18 protein-coding genes are annotated in these 15,205 nt (G+C 45.1%); 9 read left to right on the top strand and 9 right to left on the bottom strand.

All coding sequences use genetic code 11. The features are described 5' to 3' along the window. Window position 1 precedes the first annotated feature (1 nt). Both aroE and mtgA read left to right on the top strand, forming a co-directional pair. Window positions 2-823: a shikimate dehydrogenase gene (gene aroE / locus ZMTM_RS12090; RefSeq protein ID WP_221765719.1), complete on the top strand. Its 822-nt coding sequence runs from the start codon at window positions 2-4 to the stop codon at window positions 821-823. Beyond that, the gene (gene mtgA / locus ZMTM_RS12085) at window positions 820-1,512 is read left to right on the top strand and encodes a monofunctional biosynthetic peptidoglycan transglycosylase (RefSeq protein ID WP_221764081.1); all 693 of its coding nucleotides are present in this window, start codon (window positions 820-822) and stop codon (window positions 1,510-1,512) included. The genes aroE and mtgA overlap by 4 nt, the downstream gene beginning before the upstream one ends. A 24-nt stretch (window positions 1,513-1,536) precedes the next feature. On the opposite strand, the gene ZMTM_RS12080 is transcribed toward mtgA, so the two are convergent. Next, window positions 1,537-1,764 carry a DUF2798 domain-containing protein gene (locus ZMTM_RS12080; protein WP_221764080.1) on the bottom strand — a complete coding sequence of 76 codons (228 nt, stop codon included), beginning with the start codon at window positions 1,762-1,764 and terminating at the stop codon, window positions 1,537-1,539. A gap of 38 nt (window positions 1,765-1,802) precedes the next feature. After that, window positions 1,803-4,616: an excinuclease ABC subunit UvrA gene (gene uvrA, locus ZMTM_RS12075; RefSeq protein WP_221764079.1), complete on the bottom strand. Its 2,814-nt coding sequence runs from the start codon at window positions 4,614-4,616 to the stop codon at window positions 1,803-1,805. Window positions 4,617-4,689: 73 nt separating this feature from the next. Between uvrA and ZMTM_RS12070 the strand changes: the two genes are divergently transcribed. The 6 genes from ZMTM_RS12070 (at window position 4,690) to ZMTM_RS12045 (ending at window position 9,161) form a co-directional block, all read left to right on the top strand. After that, window positions 4,690-6,069: an MFS transporter gene (locus tag ZMTM_RS12070; protein ID WP_221764078.1), complete on the top strand. Its 1,380-nt coding sequence runs from the start codon at window positions 4,690-4,692 to the stop codon at window positions 6,067-6,069. A gap of 36 nt (window positions 6,070-6,105) precedes the next feature. Next, window positions 6,106-6,606 carry a single-stranded DNA-binding protein gene (locus ZMTM_RS12065; RefSeq protein WP_221764077.1) on the top strand — a complete coding sequence of 167 codons (501 nt, stop codon included), beginning with the start codon at window positions 6,106-6,108 and terminating at the stop codon, window positions 6,604-6,606. A 373-nt stretch (window positions 6,607-6,979) separates the two neighbouring features. Beyond that, on the top strand, window positions 6,980-7,426 hold the full coding sequence (locus tag ZMTM_RS12060) for a hypothetical protein (protein ID WP_221764076.1): 447 nt from the start codon (window positions 6,980-6,982) through the stop codon (window positions 7,424-7,426). A 93-nt stretch (window positions 7,427-7,519) separates the two neighbouring features. Then, complete coding sequence (locus tag ZMTM_RS12055) at window positions 7,520-7,993, top strand: DUF2846 domain-containing protein (RefSeq protein ID WP_221764075.1); 474 nt, start codon at window positions 7,520-7,522, stop codon at window positions 7,991-7,993. A 186-nt stretch (window positions 7,994-8,179) separates the two neighbouring features. Next, window positions 8,180-8,806, top strand: coding sequence for an outer membrane beta-barrel protein (locus tag ZMTM_RS12050; RefSeq protein ID WP_221764074.1), 627 nt, complete (start codon window positions 8,180-8,182; stop codon window positions 8,804-8,806). Between the two features lie 142 nt (window positions 8,807-8,948). Continuing rightward, entirely contained in the window at window positions 8,949-9,161 is a 213-nt protein-coding gene (locus ZMTM_RS12045; RefSeq protein ID WP_221765736.1) for a hypothetical protein, read from the top strand. Window positions 9,162-9,253: 92 nt separating this feature from the next. On the opposite strand, the gene ZMTM_RS12040 is transcribed toward ZMTM_RS12045, so the two are convergent. The 6 genes from ZMTM_RS12040 to ribA form a co-directional block, all read right to left on the bottom strand. Continuing rightward, window positions 9,254-9,586, bottom strand: coding sequence for a TfoX/Sxy family protein (locus tag ZMTM_RS12040; RefSeq protein ID WP_221764073.1), 333 nt, complete (start codon window positions 9,584-9,586; stop codon window positions 9,254-9,256). An 11-nt stretch (window positions 9,587-9,597) separates the two neighbouring features. Next, window positions 9,598-10,086 carry a 3'-5' exonuclease family protein gene (locus ZMTM_RS12035; protein ID WP_221764072.1) on the bottom strand — a complete coding sequence of 163 codons (489 nt, stop codon included), beginning with the start codon at window positions 10,084-10,086 and terminating at the stop codon, window positions 9,598-9,600. A 238-nt stretch (window positions 10,087-10,324) separates the two neighbouring features. Continuing rightward, on the bottom strand, window positions 10,325-10,897 hold the full coding sequence (locus tag ZMTM_RS12030; RefSeq protein WP_221764071.1) for a YceI family protein: 573 nt from the start codon (window positions 10,895-10,897) through the stop codon (window positions 10,325-10,327). 60 nt (window positions 10,898-10,957) lie between these two features. Then, window positions 10,958-11,536: a YceI family protein gene (locus tag ZMTM_RS12025; RefSeq protein WP_221764070.1), complete on the bottom strand. Its 579-nt coding sequence runs from the start codon at window positions 11,534-11,536 to the stop codon at window positions 10,958-10,960. Continuing rightward, the gene (locus tag ZMTM_RS12020) at window positions 11,536-12,081 is read right to left on the bottom strand and encodes a cytochrome b (RefSeq protein WP_221765718.1); all 546 of its coding nucleotides are present in this window, start codon (window positions 12,079-12,081) and stop codon (window positions 11,536-11,538) included. Before ZMTM_RS12020 ends, ZMTM_RS12025 begins: the two co-directional genes overlap by 1 nt. Window positions 12,082-12,083: 2 nt before the next feature. Further along, a complete protein-coding gene (gene ribA / locus ZMTM_RS12015; protein WP_221764069.1) occupies window positions 12,084-12,788 on the bottom strand; it encodes a GTP cyclohydrolase II in 705 nt (234 codons plus the stop codon). Between the two features lie 339 nt (window positions 12,789-13,127). Here ribA and ZMTM_RS12010 point away from each other — a divergent pair, with 339 nt between their 5' ends. Further along, complete coding sequence (locus tag ZMTM_RS12010; RefSeq protein ID WP_221764068.1) at window positions 13,128-14,549, top strand: SPFH domain-containing protein; 1,422 nt, start codon at window positions 13,128-13,130, stop codon at window positions 14,547-14,549. Window positions 14,550-14,603: 54 nt separating this feature from the next. Here the strand turns inward: ZMTM_RS12010 and ZMTM_RS12005 are convergent, their stop codons facing one another. Beyond that, complete coding sequence (locus ZMTM_RS12005) at window positions 14,604-15,182, bottom strand: DUF7482 domain-containing protein (RefSeq protein ID WP_221764067.1); 579 nt, start codon at window positions 15,180-15,182, stop codon at window positions 14,604-14,606. Window positions 15,183-15,205 lie beyond the last annotated feature (23 nt).

Here is a 15,205-nt window from a genome sequence, read left to right as displayed (position 1 = left end):
CATGCTGAAAAAATATGCAGTAATTGGTAACCCAATCGCACATAGCAAATCGCCACAAATACATCAGGCATTTGCTGAAGAGACGCATCTCAATATTGAATACACGCGAGTGTTATCTCCACTCGATGGTTTTGATGCTACAGTTCAAGCGCTGCAAGAGAATGGTTTTAAGGGGGCTAATGTCACCGTGCCTTTCAAGCTTGAGGCTTTCCGTATCGCTCAGCATCTAACAGAACGTGCGCACGATGCTGGTGCAGTGAATACGCTGATTTTTAATCAAGATGGTATTGTTGGCGATAATACGGATGGGGTTGGCCTTGTTCGTGACATTGAGCAGAACCTACATATTTCATTGGCTGGCAAGCGCGTGCTTTTGATTGGTGCGGGCGGTGCGGCTGAAGGGGTGCTACACCCCATACTCGAGCAAAAGCCGCAATTGCTCATTATTACCAACCGTACATTGGATAAAGCCTTGAGCATGATCAAAAAAGTGGTTGAGCAGGGTGAGCATCGTTATGTATCGGTGAATGCGCATGCCTTCGATGACTTAGGCGAACAAGCGTTTGATGTCATCGTCAATGCTACCTCTGCTGGTTTGAGTGATAGCCATCTGCCTCTCCCTGAAAGCATTTTTGCTCAAGGTGCCCTTGCTTACGAAATGATGTATGGCCGCGAAACGCCATTCATGCAATTTGCACGCGCTCATGGCGCTGAGGTGGCTGATGGCCTTGGTATGCTGGTTGAACAAGCAGCTGAGGCATTTTACCTGTGGCATCAAGTCAGGCCGAATACAGCGCCTGTGATTGCTAGTTTCAGGGTATGACTTTCAAGCAGTTTTTATGGCGTAGTCTGATCGCGCTGCTGGTCTGGGTTGTGCTGTACCAACTCTGGATATTTGCGCATATCTGCTGGTGGGTGAACCATGACCCCTCATCCAGCGCATTCATGGAAACCCGTCTTGAAGTGATGCAGGAAGACAACCCGGATGTGGTGCTCAAACATCAGTGGGTCGATTACAGGCGTATATCCATCAACCTCAAGCGTGCGGTGATTGCATCTGAAGATTCAAAATTCATTGAGCATGAGGGCTTTGATTGGGATGGCATGCAAAAGGCTTTCGACAAGAACATGAAAAAAGGCAAGATCGTCGCTGGCGGCTCTACTATAAGCCAGCAGCTTGCCAAGAATCTGTTCTTATCTAGCAAGCGTACGCCTTGGCGCAAAGGGCAGGAAGCCATTATTACGCTTATGCTTGAGCAAGTGATGACCAAGCAACGTATCTTTGAGATATACCTGAATGTGATTGAGTGGGGTAATGGTTTGTTTGGTGCTGATGCCGCTGCCAGGCATTATTTTCAGGTAAGTGCCAGCAACCTAAACGCCTATCAGGCTGCAAAACTTGCGGCGATGATCCCTAATCCCAGGTTTTACGATAAGCACCAAGGTGCACGCGGACTAGCCAGAAAAACTGATATTATTCAGGCACGAATGAATCAGGTCACTGTGCCTTAGTCAGCGCTCGCTGACAGTTGTGTTTTAGGGTTCTAATACCAATGCCGCTAGTTTGCGGGCAAATGGTGCAACTATAGTGACAGCAGGGAATGCAATCACCCAAGCGGTAGCAAACGCCCGCATCCAATGGTAAAAGAAGTCTGAATTAAGCCCTGTAAGCAAGGCGGTAAGCACGCCTGACATAATAAATGCCATCATCATGGACATAAAAAATGCAAATGTCAGGAGCTCATATTTCCTAGGTATTTTCATCGTACTATTCTCGTCGAACTGTTTTCTGGCTAAATCGTTTACAGCATCAGTTTAAGATATTTCCCAGTATAACTATCTTCACTTGCGGCAACCTTTTCAGGAGTACCTTCTGCAATCACCATGCCGCCCCCATCTCCACCTTCAGGGCCCATGTCAATCAGCCAGTCAGCCGTTTTGATCACATCCAGATTATGCTCGATGATCACAATCGTGTTGCCATGATCACGCAGTCTGTGTAATACATCTAAGAGCAGTTGAATGTCAGCAAAGTGCAGGCCAGTGGTTGGTTCATCCAAGATATAAAGCGTGCGACCAGTATCTCGTTTAGATAACTCAAGTGCTAGCTTCACACGCTGTGCTTCACCACCAGATAGCGTGGTGGCGGATTGGCCGAGGGTGATGTAGCCCAAGCCAACATCTAGCAATGTTCTAAGTTTGCGTTGTACCACAGGCACGGCATTGAAAAACTCATGCGCTTGCTCTACCGTCATTTCCAGTACTTCGCGGATATTTTTTCCTTTGTACAATATCTCTAATGTCTCGCGGTTGTAGCGGTGGCCTTTGCATACATCACAAGGCACATAAACATCTGGTAAGAAATGCATTTCAACACGGATGACGCCATCGCCCTGACAGGCTTCGCAGCGACCACCTTTTACGTTGAATGAGTAACGGCCTGGGCCGTAGCCACGGGCGCGTGACTCAGGCACGCCCGCAAACAGATCGCGAATCGGGGTGAATAGGCCAGTGTAAGTAGCCGGGTTTGATCTTGGCGTGCGGCCAATCGGGCTTTGATCGACATCTACTACTTTGTCGAAAAAGGCCAAACCATCAATCTCTTCGTATGCCGCAGGCTCGGTTGAGCTGCCGTAAAGATGCTTGGCCACAGCGCGATACAGCGTATCGTTAATCAGTGTGGATTTGCCCGAGCCAGAAACACCAGTCACGCAAGTGAGTAAACCTACAGGTATTTTGACGGAGACATCTTTCAGGTTGTTGCCAGTCGCGTGCGTCAAATTCAGCCAGCGTGCTGGGTCTGGGGCGGTGCGTTTTTTCTTGTACTGTATCTGTTTCTTGCCGCTCAGATATTGGCCTGTAAGTGAGTTCTCATTGGCCTGAATTTCAGCAGGCGTGCCTTCTGCCACAATCTGGCCGCCATGCTCGCCTGCACCTGGGCCAATATCCACTACATAGTCTGCGGACATAATGGCATCTTGGTCATGCTCAACCACAATCACACTGTTGCCGATGTCGCGCAGGCGTTTCAGGGTTTCAAGCAAGCGGTCATTGTCACGTTGATGCAGGCCGATAGAGGGTTCATCCAGCACGTACATCACACCTGTTAAACCTGACCCGATTTGAGATGCAAGACGGATACGTTGCGCCTCGCCGCCAGAGAGTGTTTCGGCAGAGCGAGAGAGTGATAAATACTCAAGACCTACGTTAGTTAAGAACTTCAAACGGTTGCTGATTTCTTTGACGATCTTGTCAGCGATCGCCAGTTTTGCGCCTGTCAGTGTGAGTGTGTCGAAGAAAGTAAGTGCCTGCTTCAAAGGCACTTCACATACCTCGTGAATGTTTTTATCGCCAACTTTGACGTGTCTGGCTTCTGTGCGTAAACGCGTGCCAGCGCAATCCGGGCAGGTTTGCGAGTTCAGGTATTTAGCCAGTTCTTCCCGTACTGTAGTGGAGTCAGTCTCGTGATAACGGCGTTGCAGGTTATTCAATATGCCTTCAAAGGTATGGCTTTTCTGGAAGAAAGTGCCGCGCTCGTTCAGGTATTTAAATGCCACGGGCTCTTTGCCACTGCCATGCAGGAGCATGTGCTGTGTATGTGCAGGCAACGTTTCAAAGGCAGTATCGAGATCAAAGCGGTAATGTGTAGCCAGGCTTTGCAGCATTTGGAAATAGAACTGGTTACGTTTATCCCAGCCTTTAATTGCGCCAGCAGCCAGCGAAAGATGCGGGAATGCGACAACGCGCTTAGGATCAAAAAAACTGATTTGACCCAAGCCATCACACTTCGGGCATGCGCCCATCGGGTTGTTGAATGAGAACAGGCGCGGCTCAAGCTCAGCTAGCGAGTAGTCGCACATTGGGCAAGAGAACTTGGCTGAGAATAGATGCTCTTTGCCAGTATCCATTTCCACCGCAATTGCCTTGCCTTCAGCTAGACGAAGGGCGGTCTCAAAAGACTCAGCGATACGCTGCTTCATATCCAGCTTGACCTTGATACGGTCAATCACGACATCTACAGTATGTTTTGTAGTTTTTGCCAGTTTAGGCACCGCATCCATCTCATAGGTTTCGCCATCGACGCGCACGCGCACAAAGCCTTGTGATTTCAGCTCTTCAAGTAAATCAACTTGCTCACCTTTGCGGTTGCTGACCACTGGCGCCAGTATCATCAGCTTCGTGTCTTCTGGCAAAGCCAGCACGCTATCTACCATCTGTGAAACCGTCTGTGCTTCAAGCTTGATATGGTGATCTGGGCACTCTGGGTCGCCAGCACGGGCATACAGCAAGCGCAGGTAATCGTGGATTTCAGTGACAGTACCGACTGTAGAGCGCGGGTTGTGCGAAGTAGATTTTTGCTCAATTGAGATCGCTGGTGACAAACCCTCAATTAAATCCACATCAGGCTTATCCATGCGTGCCAGAAACTGCCGGGCGTAGGCAGATAGCGACTCAACATAGCGCCGCTGACCTTCTGCATACAAGGTGTCAAATGCCAGTGAAGATTTCCCCGAGCCAGAGAGCCCAGTGATGACAATCAGTTTGTTGCGGGGCAAGTCCAGCGAAACATTTTTAAGATTGTGCGTGCGAGCACCGCGTATACGAATGTAGTCCATTACTATTAGCTGACGTTAAAAGTGGCAACCTGCTAATATACGCAATTTACTCGCTTCATTTCAAACTTTTTCCATGGAATCCACTGAAAGAATGTCCGCAGTCGAGCTGCGGGCTAGCATGAGCCTTGCGTCCATCTATGGATTGCGCATGCTCGGCATGTTTTTGATCCTGCCGATTTTCTCTATTTATGCTGAAACCTTGCCAGGCGGCAAGAACCATTTGATGATTGGCTTGGCGCTCGGCGCTTATGGTTTAACCCAAGCCATGTTTCAATTGCCATTCGGTATGGCCTCAGACCGCTTTGGTCGCAAGCGCCTGATCTACATAGGGCTTGTGATCTTCGTGATTGGCAGCTTGATTGCAGGCTTTGCCGATAATATCTATATGGTCATTGTTGGCCGCGCTATCCAAGGTGCTGGTGCAGTTTCTGCTGCTGTTACCGCACTGGTGGCTGATCTCACGCGAGAAGAACATCGCACCAAAGCCATGGCCATGATAGGCGGGACTATTGGTATTACTTTTGCATTGTCACTCGTCATTGCCCCAGCGTTGAACCAATGGATAGGCGTGCCCGGCATATTTCTACTCACTGGTGTGCTAGCAGCTTTGGCGATACTGGATGTTAAATTTCTGGTGCCAGACCCAGTGGTCAGCCGCTTTCACTCTGATAGTGAAGCTTCACCATCCAAGCTCAAAGAAGTGCTCCGCAACCCACAATTGCTGCGCTTGAATTTCGGTATTTTTGCCCTGCATGCGGCACAAATGGCCATGTTTATTGTTGTGCCTTTTGCTATCAAGCAATCTAGTGGCATGAATGAAAACCAGCATTGGCAGGTGTATTTGCCAGTGGTGCTATTGGGCTTGGCATTGATGGTCCCTGCCATTATTTATGGCGAGAAGCGCGCTAAGCTGAAGCAAGTGTTTTTATCAGCAATCTCATTAATGCTGGTGGCTCAGCTTTTATTTGCCTCATCTATTACGCATTTCTGGGGCATCGTGATTTCATTGGCGGGTTACTTTATTGCCTTTAATACGCTAGAAGCGATCTTGCCATCAATCATTTCTAAGCTTGCTCCAGCGGCCTCAAAAGGAACGGCGATTGGTGTTTACAACACATCGCAATCTCTCGGCGTATTTGCGGGGGGTGTAGTCGGTGGTTACTTATCCAGCTATCATGGCTTTTCATCGGTATTTATATTTTGCAGTGTGTTGATGGTGATGTGGTTGATTTGCGCGCTCACCATGCAAGCGCCGCCTGCGGTCAAAAGTAAGATGTATCATCTGGCTGAAATGACCGCTACACAGGGGCAGGAATTGTCTTTAAAATTAGCGGCAGTTTCAGGTGTGCGCGAGGCGGTCATCCTTGCTGACGAAGGCGCAGTCATCCTTAAAGTAGACTTGCAGCAAGGGTTTGATGAAGAGAACGTGTTACGCCTGATTGGCGAGGCTTGAACATAGAAACATCATCGGAATTAATTGGGAGAGAACATGGCATCAGTCAATAAAGTAATTTTGGTCGGTAATCTAGGGCGTGACCCTGAAATGCGCTATATGCCATCAGGTGACGCGCTTGCTAACTTCAGCATTGCCACTACAGACAACTGGAAAGATAAAAACGGCCAGAAGCAGGAACGCACCGAATGGCATCGTATTTCCATGTTCGGCAAGCTTGCTGAAATCGCTGGCGAATATCTCAAAAAAGGCTCATCGGTTTACGTTGAAGGCCGTCTGCAAACCCGTAAATGGCAAGATAAAGAAGGCAATGAGCGCCAGACCACAGAAGTGGTTGCAGATCGCATGCAAATGCTAGGCGGTAAAAGCGGCAGTAATACCTATGAAGTCATGGATGAGGATCAATCCTACGCACCTAGCCAAGGTGCATCATCATCTGCACCACCAGCTAAACGCCCAGCGCCAGCAGCAACCTCTGCCAAACCAGCAGCGAGCGGATCAGGCTTTGACGATTTTGATGACGACATTCCGTTCTGACTCGTATCAAAATTAAACTGTAAGGATAAAAGGCCGCTTATGCGGCCTTTTTCTCTTGTAAAACGGGTATGTTCAGGAACATATTCAAAAAAACGCTGAATTCAATCCTGAATTAATGATTAATGTAAATTGAGTGAAGAGTCTGCTAACGGCCAATAGCGGTCATTTCATTTTTATTTATCTGTAAAGTATTAAAAATATTTGCCAGAGAATATTTTCTTAAATAGTATGTGGTTCAGTGATTTAATAGATTAATAATAAGTAAGTTTCAACTGCTCTTAATTGATGAGCACTCAATAAAGTTATAAAGATAGATGCATCAATGTTTGGCGGCGCTGCAGCGCCTTTTTCTACAGTATAAAAGGGGAAATAAATGAAGAACCTGCTTGCAATTTCAGCCATGCTAGCTGTTACAGGTTGCGCATCAATCACGGGAGAAAAGATACAACCAATCTCCCTTCAAACTATCCAAGACAATAAAGAAGTTCAAGGGGTCGGTTGCACTCTTATGAATGATGCGGGTAAATGGTTCGTAACTAGTCCAGGCAGTGTGACAGTGCATAAAAGCACGGGTGATTTAGCGATTGATTGCAGCAAAGATGGGAATGTTGTTGGCCATGAAACTCTGGTATCGAAAAGCAATGGTGCCGTATGGGGCAATATCATCGCAGGCGGAGGGATTGGCTATATCGTAGATAGAAACACAGGGGCTGGATTCAATTATCCCGACAACATTACAGTTGTACTACACAATATTGAAAATGCTGTAGGCCTAACCACACCTGCTTTGCCAGCTGCAACAGAAACTGTCAGCAAATGAAAATAGAAATAATCTAGTTAGTTAATCTGTAATTAATTAGTAATCTATTCCATAAAATCAAACTTTAATATTTATCAATAAAACGGGGAAATCATGTTAAAAAAAATAATAACTTCAATCGTAGTCATTGCGTCTTTACATTTAACTGGTTGTGCTTCGGTACCAATGGCATCAGTAGATACAGATAAGGCAAAGAAGAGCTTCTCAGCCCCCTCAGAAGGAAAATCTGGACTGTATGTATATAGAAATAGCTCTTTCGGTAGCGCATTAAAAAAAGTGGTTACGATCGATGGAGTTATTATTGGTGAGTCAGCTCCCAACACTTACTTTTACAAAGAGATATCGCCAGGCACGCACGTTATAAGTACAGAGTCAGAATTTAGCGATAATCAGATATCAGTAGAATTCCAAAAAGGTGTGAATTACTTTGTTCGTCAATACATCAAAATGGGTGTTTTTGTTGGCGGTGCTGGTCTAGAAGCTGTATCTGAAGAGGTAGGTAAGAAAGGCGTGCTTGAATGCAAAATGGCCTTGGAATCGCCAAACACCAACGCCTCATCAAAATAACTAATTTAAATTTGTCACCATACCAGTGCTTTTGTGAATGATTGGTATGGGTCGGTAGAAGCCTTTATCCGAACAAAATTTCTTTGAGAAGTAATAAATAGCATTTAATTTCATAGTATCCTCGCAATTGAGTAATTACTCAGTTGTATTCAAATATCACATTTAATTATCTAGGGAATAATAAAAATGAAGAAATTAGCTCTATTGGCAGTTCTTTCAACACTTACAATTGCACCAGCATATGCAGCAGATGGTTTTTACGCTGTTGGTTCTGTGGGCTGGTCTAAATTAGATCTTGATAAGGGATCAATTGACAGTCAGTTGGTTTCTGCTGGCGTAACAGGATTAAATTCATCAACTGATGAAAGCGATGTTGGTTACAAATTGCAACTTGGTTATCAATTCACAGAAAATCTTGCTATTGAAGGCGGTTATATCGATCTTGGCAAAACTAGTTATTCAGCCAGCTATACTGGTGGAAATGCTAATGCAGAAGCTAAAGCCCGCGGTGTTAACCTCTCTGTAGTTTATATCTACCCAATCAATAATGATTTTTCTGTATTTGGTAAAATCGGTATTATCGATGCGCGCGTAAAAGCAAGTGTTGTAGCAACAGGTCCTGGCGGAACAGCATCGGCCTCTGCTAGCTCAACTGATGTTAAACCAACCATTGGTTTTGGTGCTACATACAATCTGAATGAGACCGTTGGTATTCGTGCTGAATACGAGTTTTTTAACAAGCTTGGAAACAGCGATAGTACTGGCGAATCAAATGTGAACTTAGTTAGCGCTGGTTTAGTTTACAAGTTCTAATTAGGTACTAATTGATATGAAGCGCCCCATTTATTGGGGCGTTTTTCATTGATTTATCCATCTTTGTGATTTCTTTATCAGTGGCCGCTATGGGTCGAATGACGACTCTGAAATTGAATTTTAAACCTGAAAGCAACGTGCAATGAAGACAAAACAATCCATGGTAATTGTCTGTACCAGCCTTTTCATTTTTAGCATCGCTGGTTGCACGACACAGTCTTGGTACGAAGGAGCAAAAAGAGGTGCTGAAAATAATTGTCGTAATCAACCTCCAGGCGAAAGCGAAAGATGTTTAGAAAATCTCAATAAGAAATCATATGAAGAATATGAAAAAGAACGATCAGGTCAAAAATAGCCTGCATCTTTAGAAAGCGCCTAAGCCATATTCAAGCAGTATGTCTAATGACTGCTTGAATCCGCCGTCGATAGCAGTCGTATTCTCAATATTTATTTTTGTGCTTTTTTGCTCCAAAAAGCCACTTCAAATGATCGACGAGCCCAAATGGCCGCTTGATCAACATCATCAAATACTTCCTCAGGGGCGAGGTAGTAAGACAATTTCACGATCCTATCGCCTCGCATATATTCAAATTGCCCCAAGTTTCTTGCTTCGAAATAGTGGGAGATTGATGTATCTGCTTTGAGATAGAGCAATTCATCAATGACTAATCCAAACATGACGCCATCATGATACAAACCATGCCCACCAAACATTCTTCTGGTATTCACAACACCAAACTGCTTGAATACTTCACCTAAGAAATCAGTAAATTCTGTCATGTCAGTAATGCTTAGCTTTGGTAGGCTAGGTAACCCAAGCGGTTGGCTTTAGCATCATCTAATGCATGATGCCTACGTAAACCTCTGCCTATGGCAAGGTCAATGGCATTATTAAGTTCTACACTCTGTTCAAGAATGAATGGCGTGCGATCAAGATTAGCTGGCCAAGTATTTATGCCTTCAAATATCTCGGTAATCCAAGGCCAATCCCAGGCTAGCGAATCCGTGACTAATTGCACTGGCCTACCAAACGATTCTAGCCAATTGGCAAGGCGTTCGCTGAGAACTCCCATGGACATCAATACATGGCCGCCCTGTAAAAGGGGAAGAACAAACTCTTCCGCAAAATCACTACAGTCTGTCTTCTTATAGGTATCACTTAACTCAGCGTAAAAGCTATGTTTGCCGTCTTCGGATACCAGGCCAATAGAAATCAATCGGGGATCAACACCAAGTTCGGTAAACTCAGTATCGAAGAAAATCAACGCTGTATTATTCAAGTGCTCTCGATTTCATTTATATGTGTTCTGTACTGTATTTTCGTATAAATAATCACTATCTACAGTATTTGTTTTATCAAATAGTTTTTTGACAATAAAAACATATGCTTATTAGTTAATTGACGATGCTAGGTTCAGTTCGGTATATAGAGTCTGTCAGTTGATTATAAATATTGGAATGAAAAAAGGCCGCATATGCGGCCTTTTTTGGTCTGCGAACAGAGCTGGTGATGCTTAATTATTCTTTAACTGCTTCTACTGGTATGGTCAGCGTGACTTCATCACTCACGTATGGCACGTATTTGCCCATATTGAAGTCGGTACGCTTGATTTTCGTGGTTGCTGTTGCGCCGCATGCGTCTTTTTTCAGCATTGGGTGTGGCATGCAGAAGAAGGATTGCAAGGTCAGTGTCACTGGTTTTGTAACACCTTTTACAGTCAGGTCACCATCAACAGAGGCTACCTTGTCGCCATCAAATTTTACGCTGGTGGATTTGAAGGTGATGGTTGGGTACTTGGCGGTATTGAAGAAGTCTTCATCTTGGAGGTGGGTGTTGAATAGCGGGAAGCCACTATCAACGGTCGTGGCGTCAATCACTACATCCACGCTACCAGTCTTGGCGGCACGGTCTATGGTGATCTTGCCAGTCGCTTTGTCAAAGCGGCTCAGCTGGGTTGAATAGCCAAAATGGCTGTATTCAAAGCGTGGCATGCTGTGGGTGCTATCGATATTGTAGGTTTCTGGTGCGGCAAACGATGTTGCTGATGAAAGTAATGCTGCAACAACAGTGGCTAAAGCTAGTTTCTTCATGGTGATTCTCCTTAGGGTTAAAGCAATGGTTAAAACTTTGGGGTATAAAAATTCCTGCACTTATTTTTTCGCCACAGCGGGGGCTACGGTGATGTGAAACTTGATCTGAATCTGGTTGGCGATGGTGCTTTCATCAGCCCATTCGCCTTCGCCTATGGCGTAGTCATTACGTTTGATATTGAAAGCGCCATCAAATATGGCATTGGCACCATCTGGTTTGAAGGTGAAAGGGGCTGAGACTAGTAAAGTTTTACCTTTGATGGTGAGCTTGCCTTGCACCTCAAAACGATTGGCACCCAGCGATTTAACGCTGGTGGAGATAAAGCTGGCTTTGGGGAAGGCTTTGGCGTTAAACCAGACTTTGCCGACCACCTCGTCATCCCCTTCGCTCGAACCAGTATCGATACTTGCAACATCGATATCAAATTTGGCCTGAGCCTGTTCTGGCTTAGTCGAATCGAAATCAATCTGGGCGCTAAACTTCTTGAATTTTCCATCCAGCGGCACGCTCATTTGCTTGTAACCAAAGCTGATGGTGCTTTTGTCGGCCAGTACCTGGTTGAATTCTGCTGCCTGGGCATAAGTGGTGCTGACAAACAGGCCGATCAGAGCGAGGTATTTGAGGTAAGAAGTTTTCATTATTTTTCTCCTGCACGGTTGGATAACATGCGACGCAGAATAATATCTTTGTCGATGAAATGGTGTTTGAGCGCGGCCAGCACATGCAAGATTACTAATGCCAGCAGGCTGAAATTCAAGGTCTTGTGCACAATGGCGAGCAAGTTGCCAAGCTCTTTATCCTTGCCCAGTAGGTCTGGGATAGGCAGCACGCCAAACCAGACAGTCTGAAAGCCTTTGGCTGAACTCATAAGCCAGCCAGATAATGGAATGGCAATCATCAGCAAATATAATAGGCCGTGAGCAGCATGGGTGGCTAGTTTCTGCCAACTGGCAATACTCTCTGGCAGGGCAGGCGGGCTATGACGTAAGCGCCAGTAAATACGCACGACAACAAACAGGAATACGGTAACGCCTATCCATTTATGCCAGCTAAAGAGCTTGAGCTTGGTGGGCGAAAATGGCAGGTCGTGCATGTAAATGCCAAGTGGGAATGCGATAAAAATCAGCAACGCAATCCACCAGTGCAATCCGATAGCAAGTAGGGTGTACTGTTTTGGTGCCATCTTCATGCTGCATCTTTCTGGTTTGATAAGGTTTGGCTTGATAAAAGGTGCTCAGGTATAACATGACCAAGTTTTTTCGCCTTGGTGCCCAAGTAACGCAAATTATGAGGCGTCAGGCCAGTAATCAGCGGAATGCGTTCATTGATTTCTATCCCCAGGTTTTGCAGTGCTTCTACCTTAGCCGGGTTATTGGTCATCAGGCATAGCTGCGATACTTGAAAATGTGCGAGCAGGTCTTTGCACAAGCTATAGTCACGCAAGTCTGCAGCAAAACCCAGCGCTTGGTTAGCACCTACCGTATCTGCACCTTCATCTTGTAAGTGATAAGCGTGAATCTTGTTCAGCAGGCCGATGCCACGACCTTCCTGGCGCAGGTAGAGAATCATGCCGCGGCCTTCTTTAGCAATGTTTTGCATGGCCTTTTCCAGTTGCGCACCGCAGTCGCAACGCTGGCTGAAAAGGGCATCACCCGTCAGGCATTCTGAATGCACACGTGCTAATACCGGGCTATCGTTTGCCGAATTAGCGTTTGATAGTTCGCCCAAGGTCAGCACCAGATGCTCTTTGCCTGTCGCATGTTCCAGAAAGGCGTGCAGGGTGAAATTTGCCCATTGAGTGGGTAACTTGCAGGCATCAATAAACTCCAGTCTATTCAGCGGCCCAGTTTGCGCTGCTGTGCTTGGAGTTATATTTTCTAGTAATTGCATGGTTAACCTCTGCTGCATCACATATTCAAATAATTGCTAGTATGTATACTCGACGGATACAGTATCCACCGTAAGATAATTAAATAAAAACGGAAAATTTAGTCTTATATATTCAAAATATTTGAACTTTGGATTGCCTGTTGTTTGAGAGCTATCAATAATTAATCATGATGAAGCATTGAGATTGCAATGCTAAGAAATCCTTGGCAAGTTATTATTCAAGAAGTCACTTAAGACTCAATAAACCAGTTGTATCAATGGTGATTAAACTCAAAAAGAATTTTGCAGTGAGTATTGGCTTTTGAATCTATGCAGTAACTCAATTTTAAAGGGGTGGTTATGGATGATATTTTATTGAACGGCTATGTTTATGGCGCTGCTGTTGTATTCATTTTGGTACTTATTACATTTTTTTTACGGCGTGTCGTTGCCACTAATGAAGTGCATATTGTGCAGTCGAGCAAGAAATCAGTTTCTTATGGAAATGGCTTGGCGGCAGGCAATACTTATTATGAGTTTCCTTCCTGGCTTCCAGTTATTGGCGTATTGGTATCCAAATACCCAGTATCCGTTTTTACAGAAGAGCTGACAGATTACGAGGCTTATGACCAAGGGCGTTTGCCGTTTGTGTTGGACGTAAAGGCCTTTTTCCGTATCAGTGATAGCAATACTGCGGCGCAACGTGTTTCATCATTCAGTGAAATGCGTGGCCAATTAAACGATATTCTGAAGGGCTGCATACGTAGCATATTAGCTACCAATGATATTGAATCTATCATGCAAGACCGTGCGAAATTCGGTGATGCTTTCACCAAGGAAGTCGATGACAACTTAAGGTCATGGGGAGTTAGCACTGTGAAAAGTGTTGAGTTGATGGATATTCGTGATGCTCAAGGTTCTACCGTCATCAAAAATATCATGGAGAAAAAGAAATCCATGATCGAGATGGAAAGCCGTATTGAAGTCGCTAAAAATCTTAAACTCGCTGAAATCTCGGAAATTGAAGCCAAGCGCGAAACCGATGTGAAGAAGCAAGATGCGCTGCAACAGGTGGGATTACGCACCGCAGAGAAAGATCGTGAAGTTGGTATCGCGCAGGAACAATCCACACAATCGATTACAGACCAGAAAAAGGTAACGGCCTCGAAAGAGATGGAGGTCAAGCAAGTGACTGAGGTGGCTCAGGCTGAGATCGACAAGAAAGTGCAGATTGTGAATGCAGAAAAAGCGCGTGATACCAACGTGATTAATGCAGAAGCGGCCAAGACCACCAAGCTAATTGATGCTGAAGCTGAAAAAGAGTCTGTGCGGCTTAAAGCTGATGGTGAGAAGGCTTCAACTGTGCTAATTGCCGATGGTAAATACCAGGCGAAGAAGTTTGAGGCTGAAGGTATTGAAGCCGAAGGACTTGCCCGTGCAGTGGCTGAAAAAGAACTCCAATTGGCACCAGTCGCTGCCCAGATTGAGCTGGCCAACAAGATTGGTGAGAACCAGAATTACCAACAATATCTGACAACTCTAAAACAGTTCGATGCCATGATAGCGGTGGGTATAGAGCAGGCAAAGGCGCTTGAAAAAGCAGATATTAAAGTCATTGCCAATGCTGGCTCAGTTAATTCAGGTATGAATAAAGTGCTTGATCTATTCAGCTCACAGGGCGGTACCAGCATAGGTTCTATGCTTGAAGCATTTGCTAATACCGATACAGGTAAGAGCCTGCTTGATAAGCTCACCGGCGAGAGTGGCAAAGTTAAAGAATAGATTGGTAGCCGTTACTCCATAATAAAAAAGCCCCACCTAAATGTGGCTTTTTTATTATGGCTTTCTGATTAACCTTGCACTTGGCAAAACATTGCCTGATTTATCATCAATCACGGCACAATTAACAATCAAACTGGTGGCTAAAATCTTCACCAGCTTCTTATCTTCTGCTTGAAGAATTTCTTCCTCTGATTGCAATTCATAAGGGCTTGTACCCTCAACCCAAGTGACGTTATACATGCGCCAGATCGGGCTATAGGCGGTATCTGAGCTATTCCCGCCAATAGGATATGGTGCAGAAGGCAAAACTTTGGCTTGCTTGAAATTGGTCACTGCATAAATACGTTCAACTGCGTTATGAGTACTAGGCATTCTGCCTGCTGCTGGCAAGACTTCATTGAATCTCGATACATAATTCACCCCGATCTCTTTGGCAACGGCCTGATCATTTACGTCGGTGGTGATGTAATGGATCAAGTGCTTGTCTACCCATCCCGGAAATATAGGCAGTGCTACATAACCAGCTTTACTGGATGCCTCAATGTTGACAGTTTTGCAAGAGGCTAGCGTTAAGCAGACGATACCAAGTAAAGCAATATTCAGATGCAATGCTAGATGTTTTGTGGTTTTCATTTCATTCTCTCTAATAATTTAAT

Origin of the sequence: Methyloradius palustris (genome assembly GCF_019703875.1) — a bacterium.
Taxonomy (GTDB): domain Bacteria; phylum Pseudomonadota; class Gammaproteobacteria; order Burkholderiales; family Methylophilaceae; genus Methyloradius; species Methyloradius palustris.
This window is presented reverse-complemented; position numbering and strand designations above follow the sequence as displayed.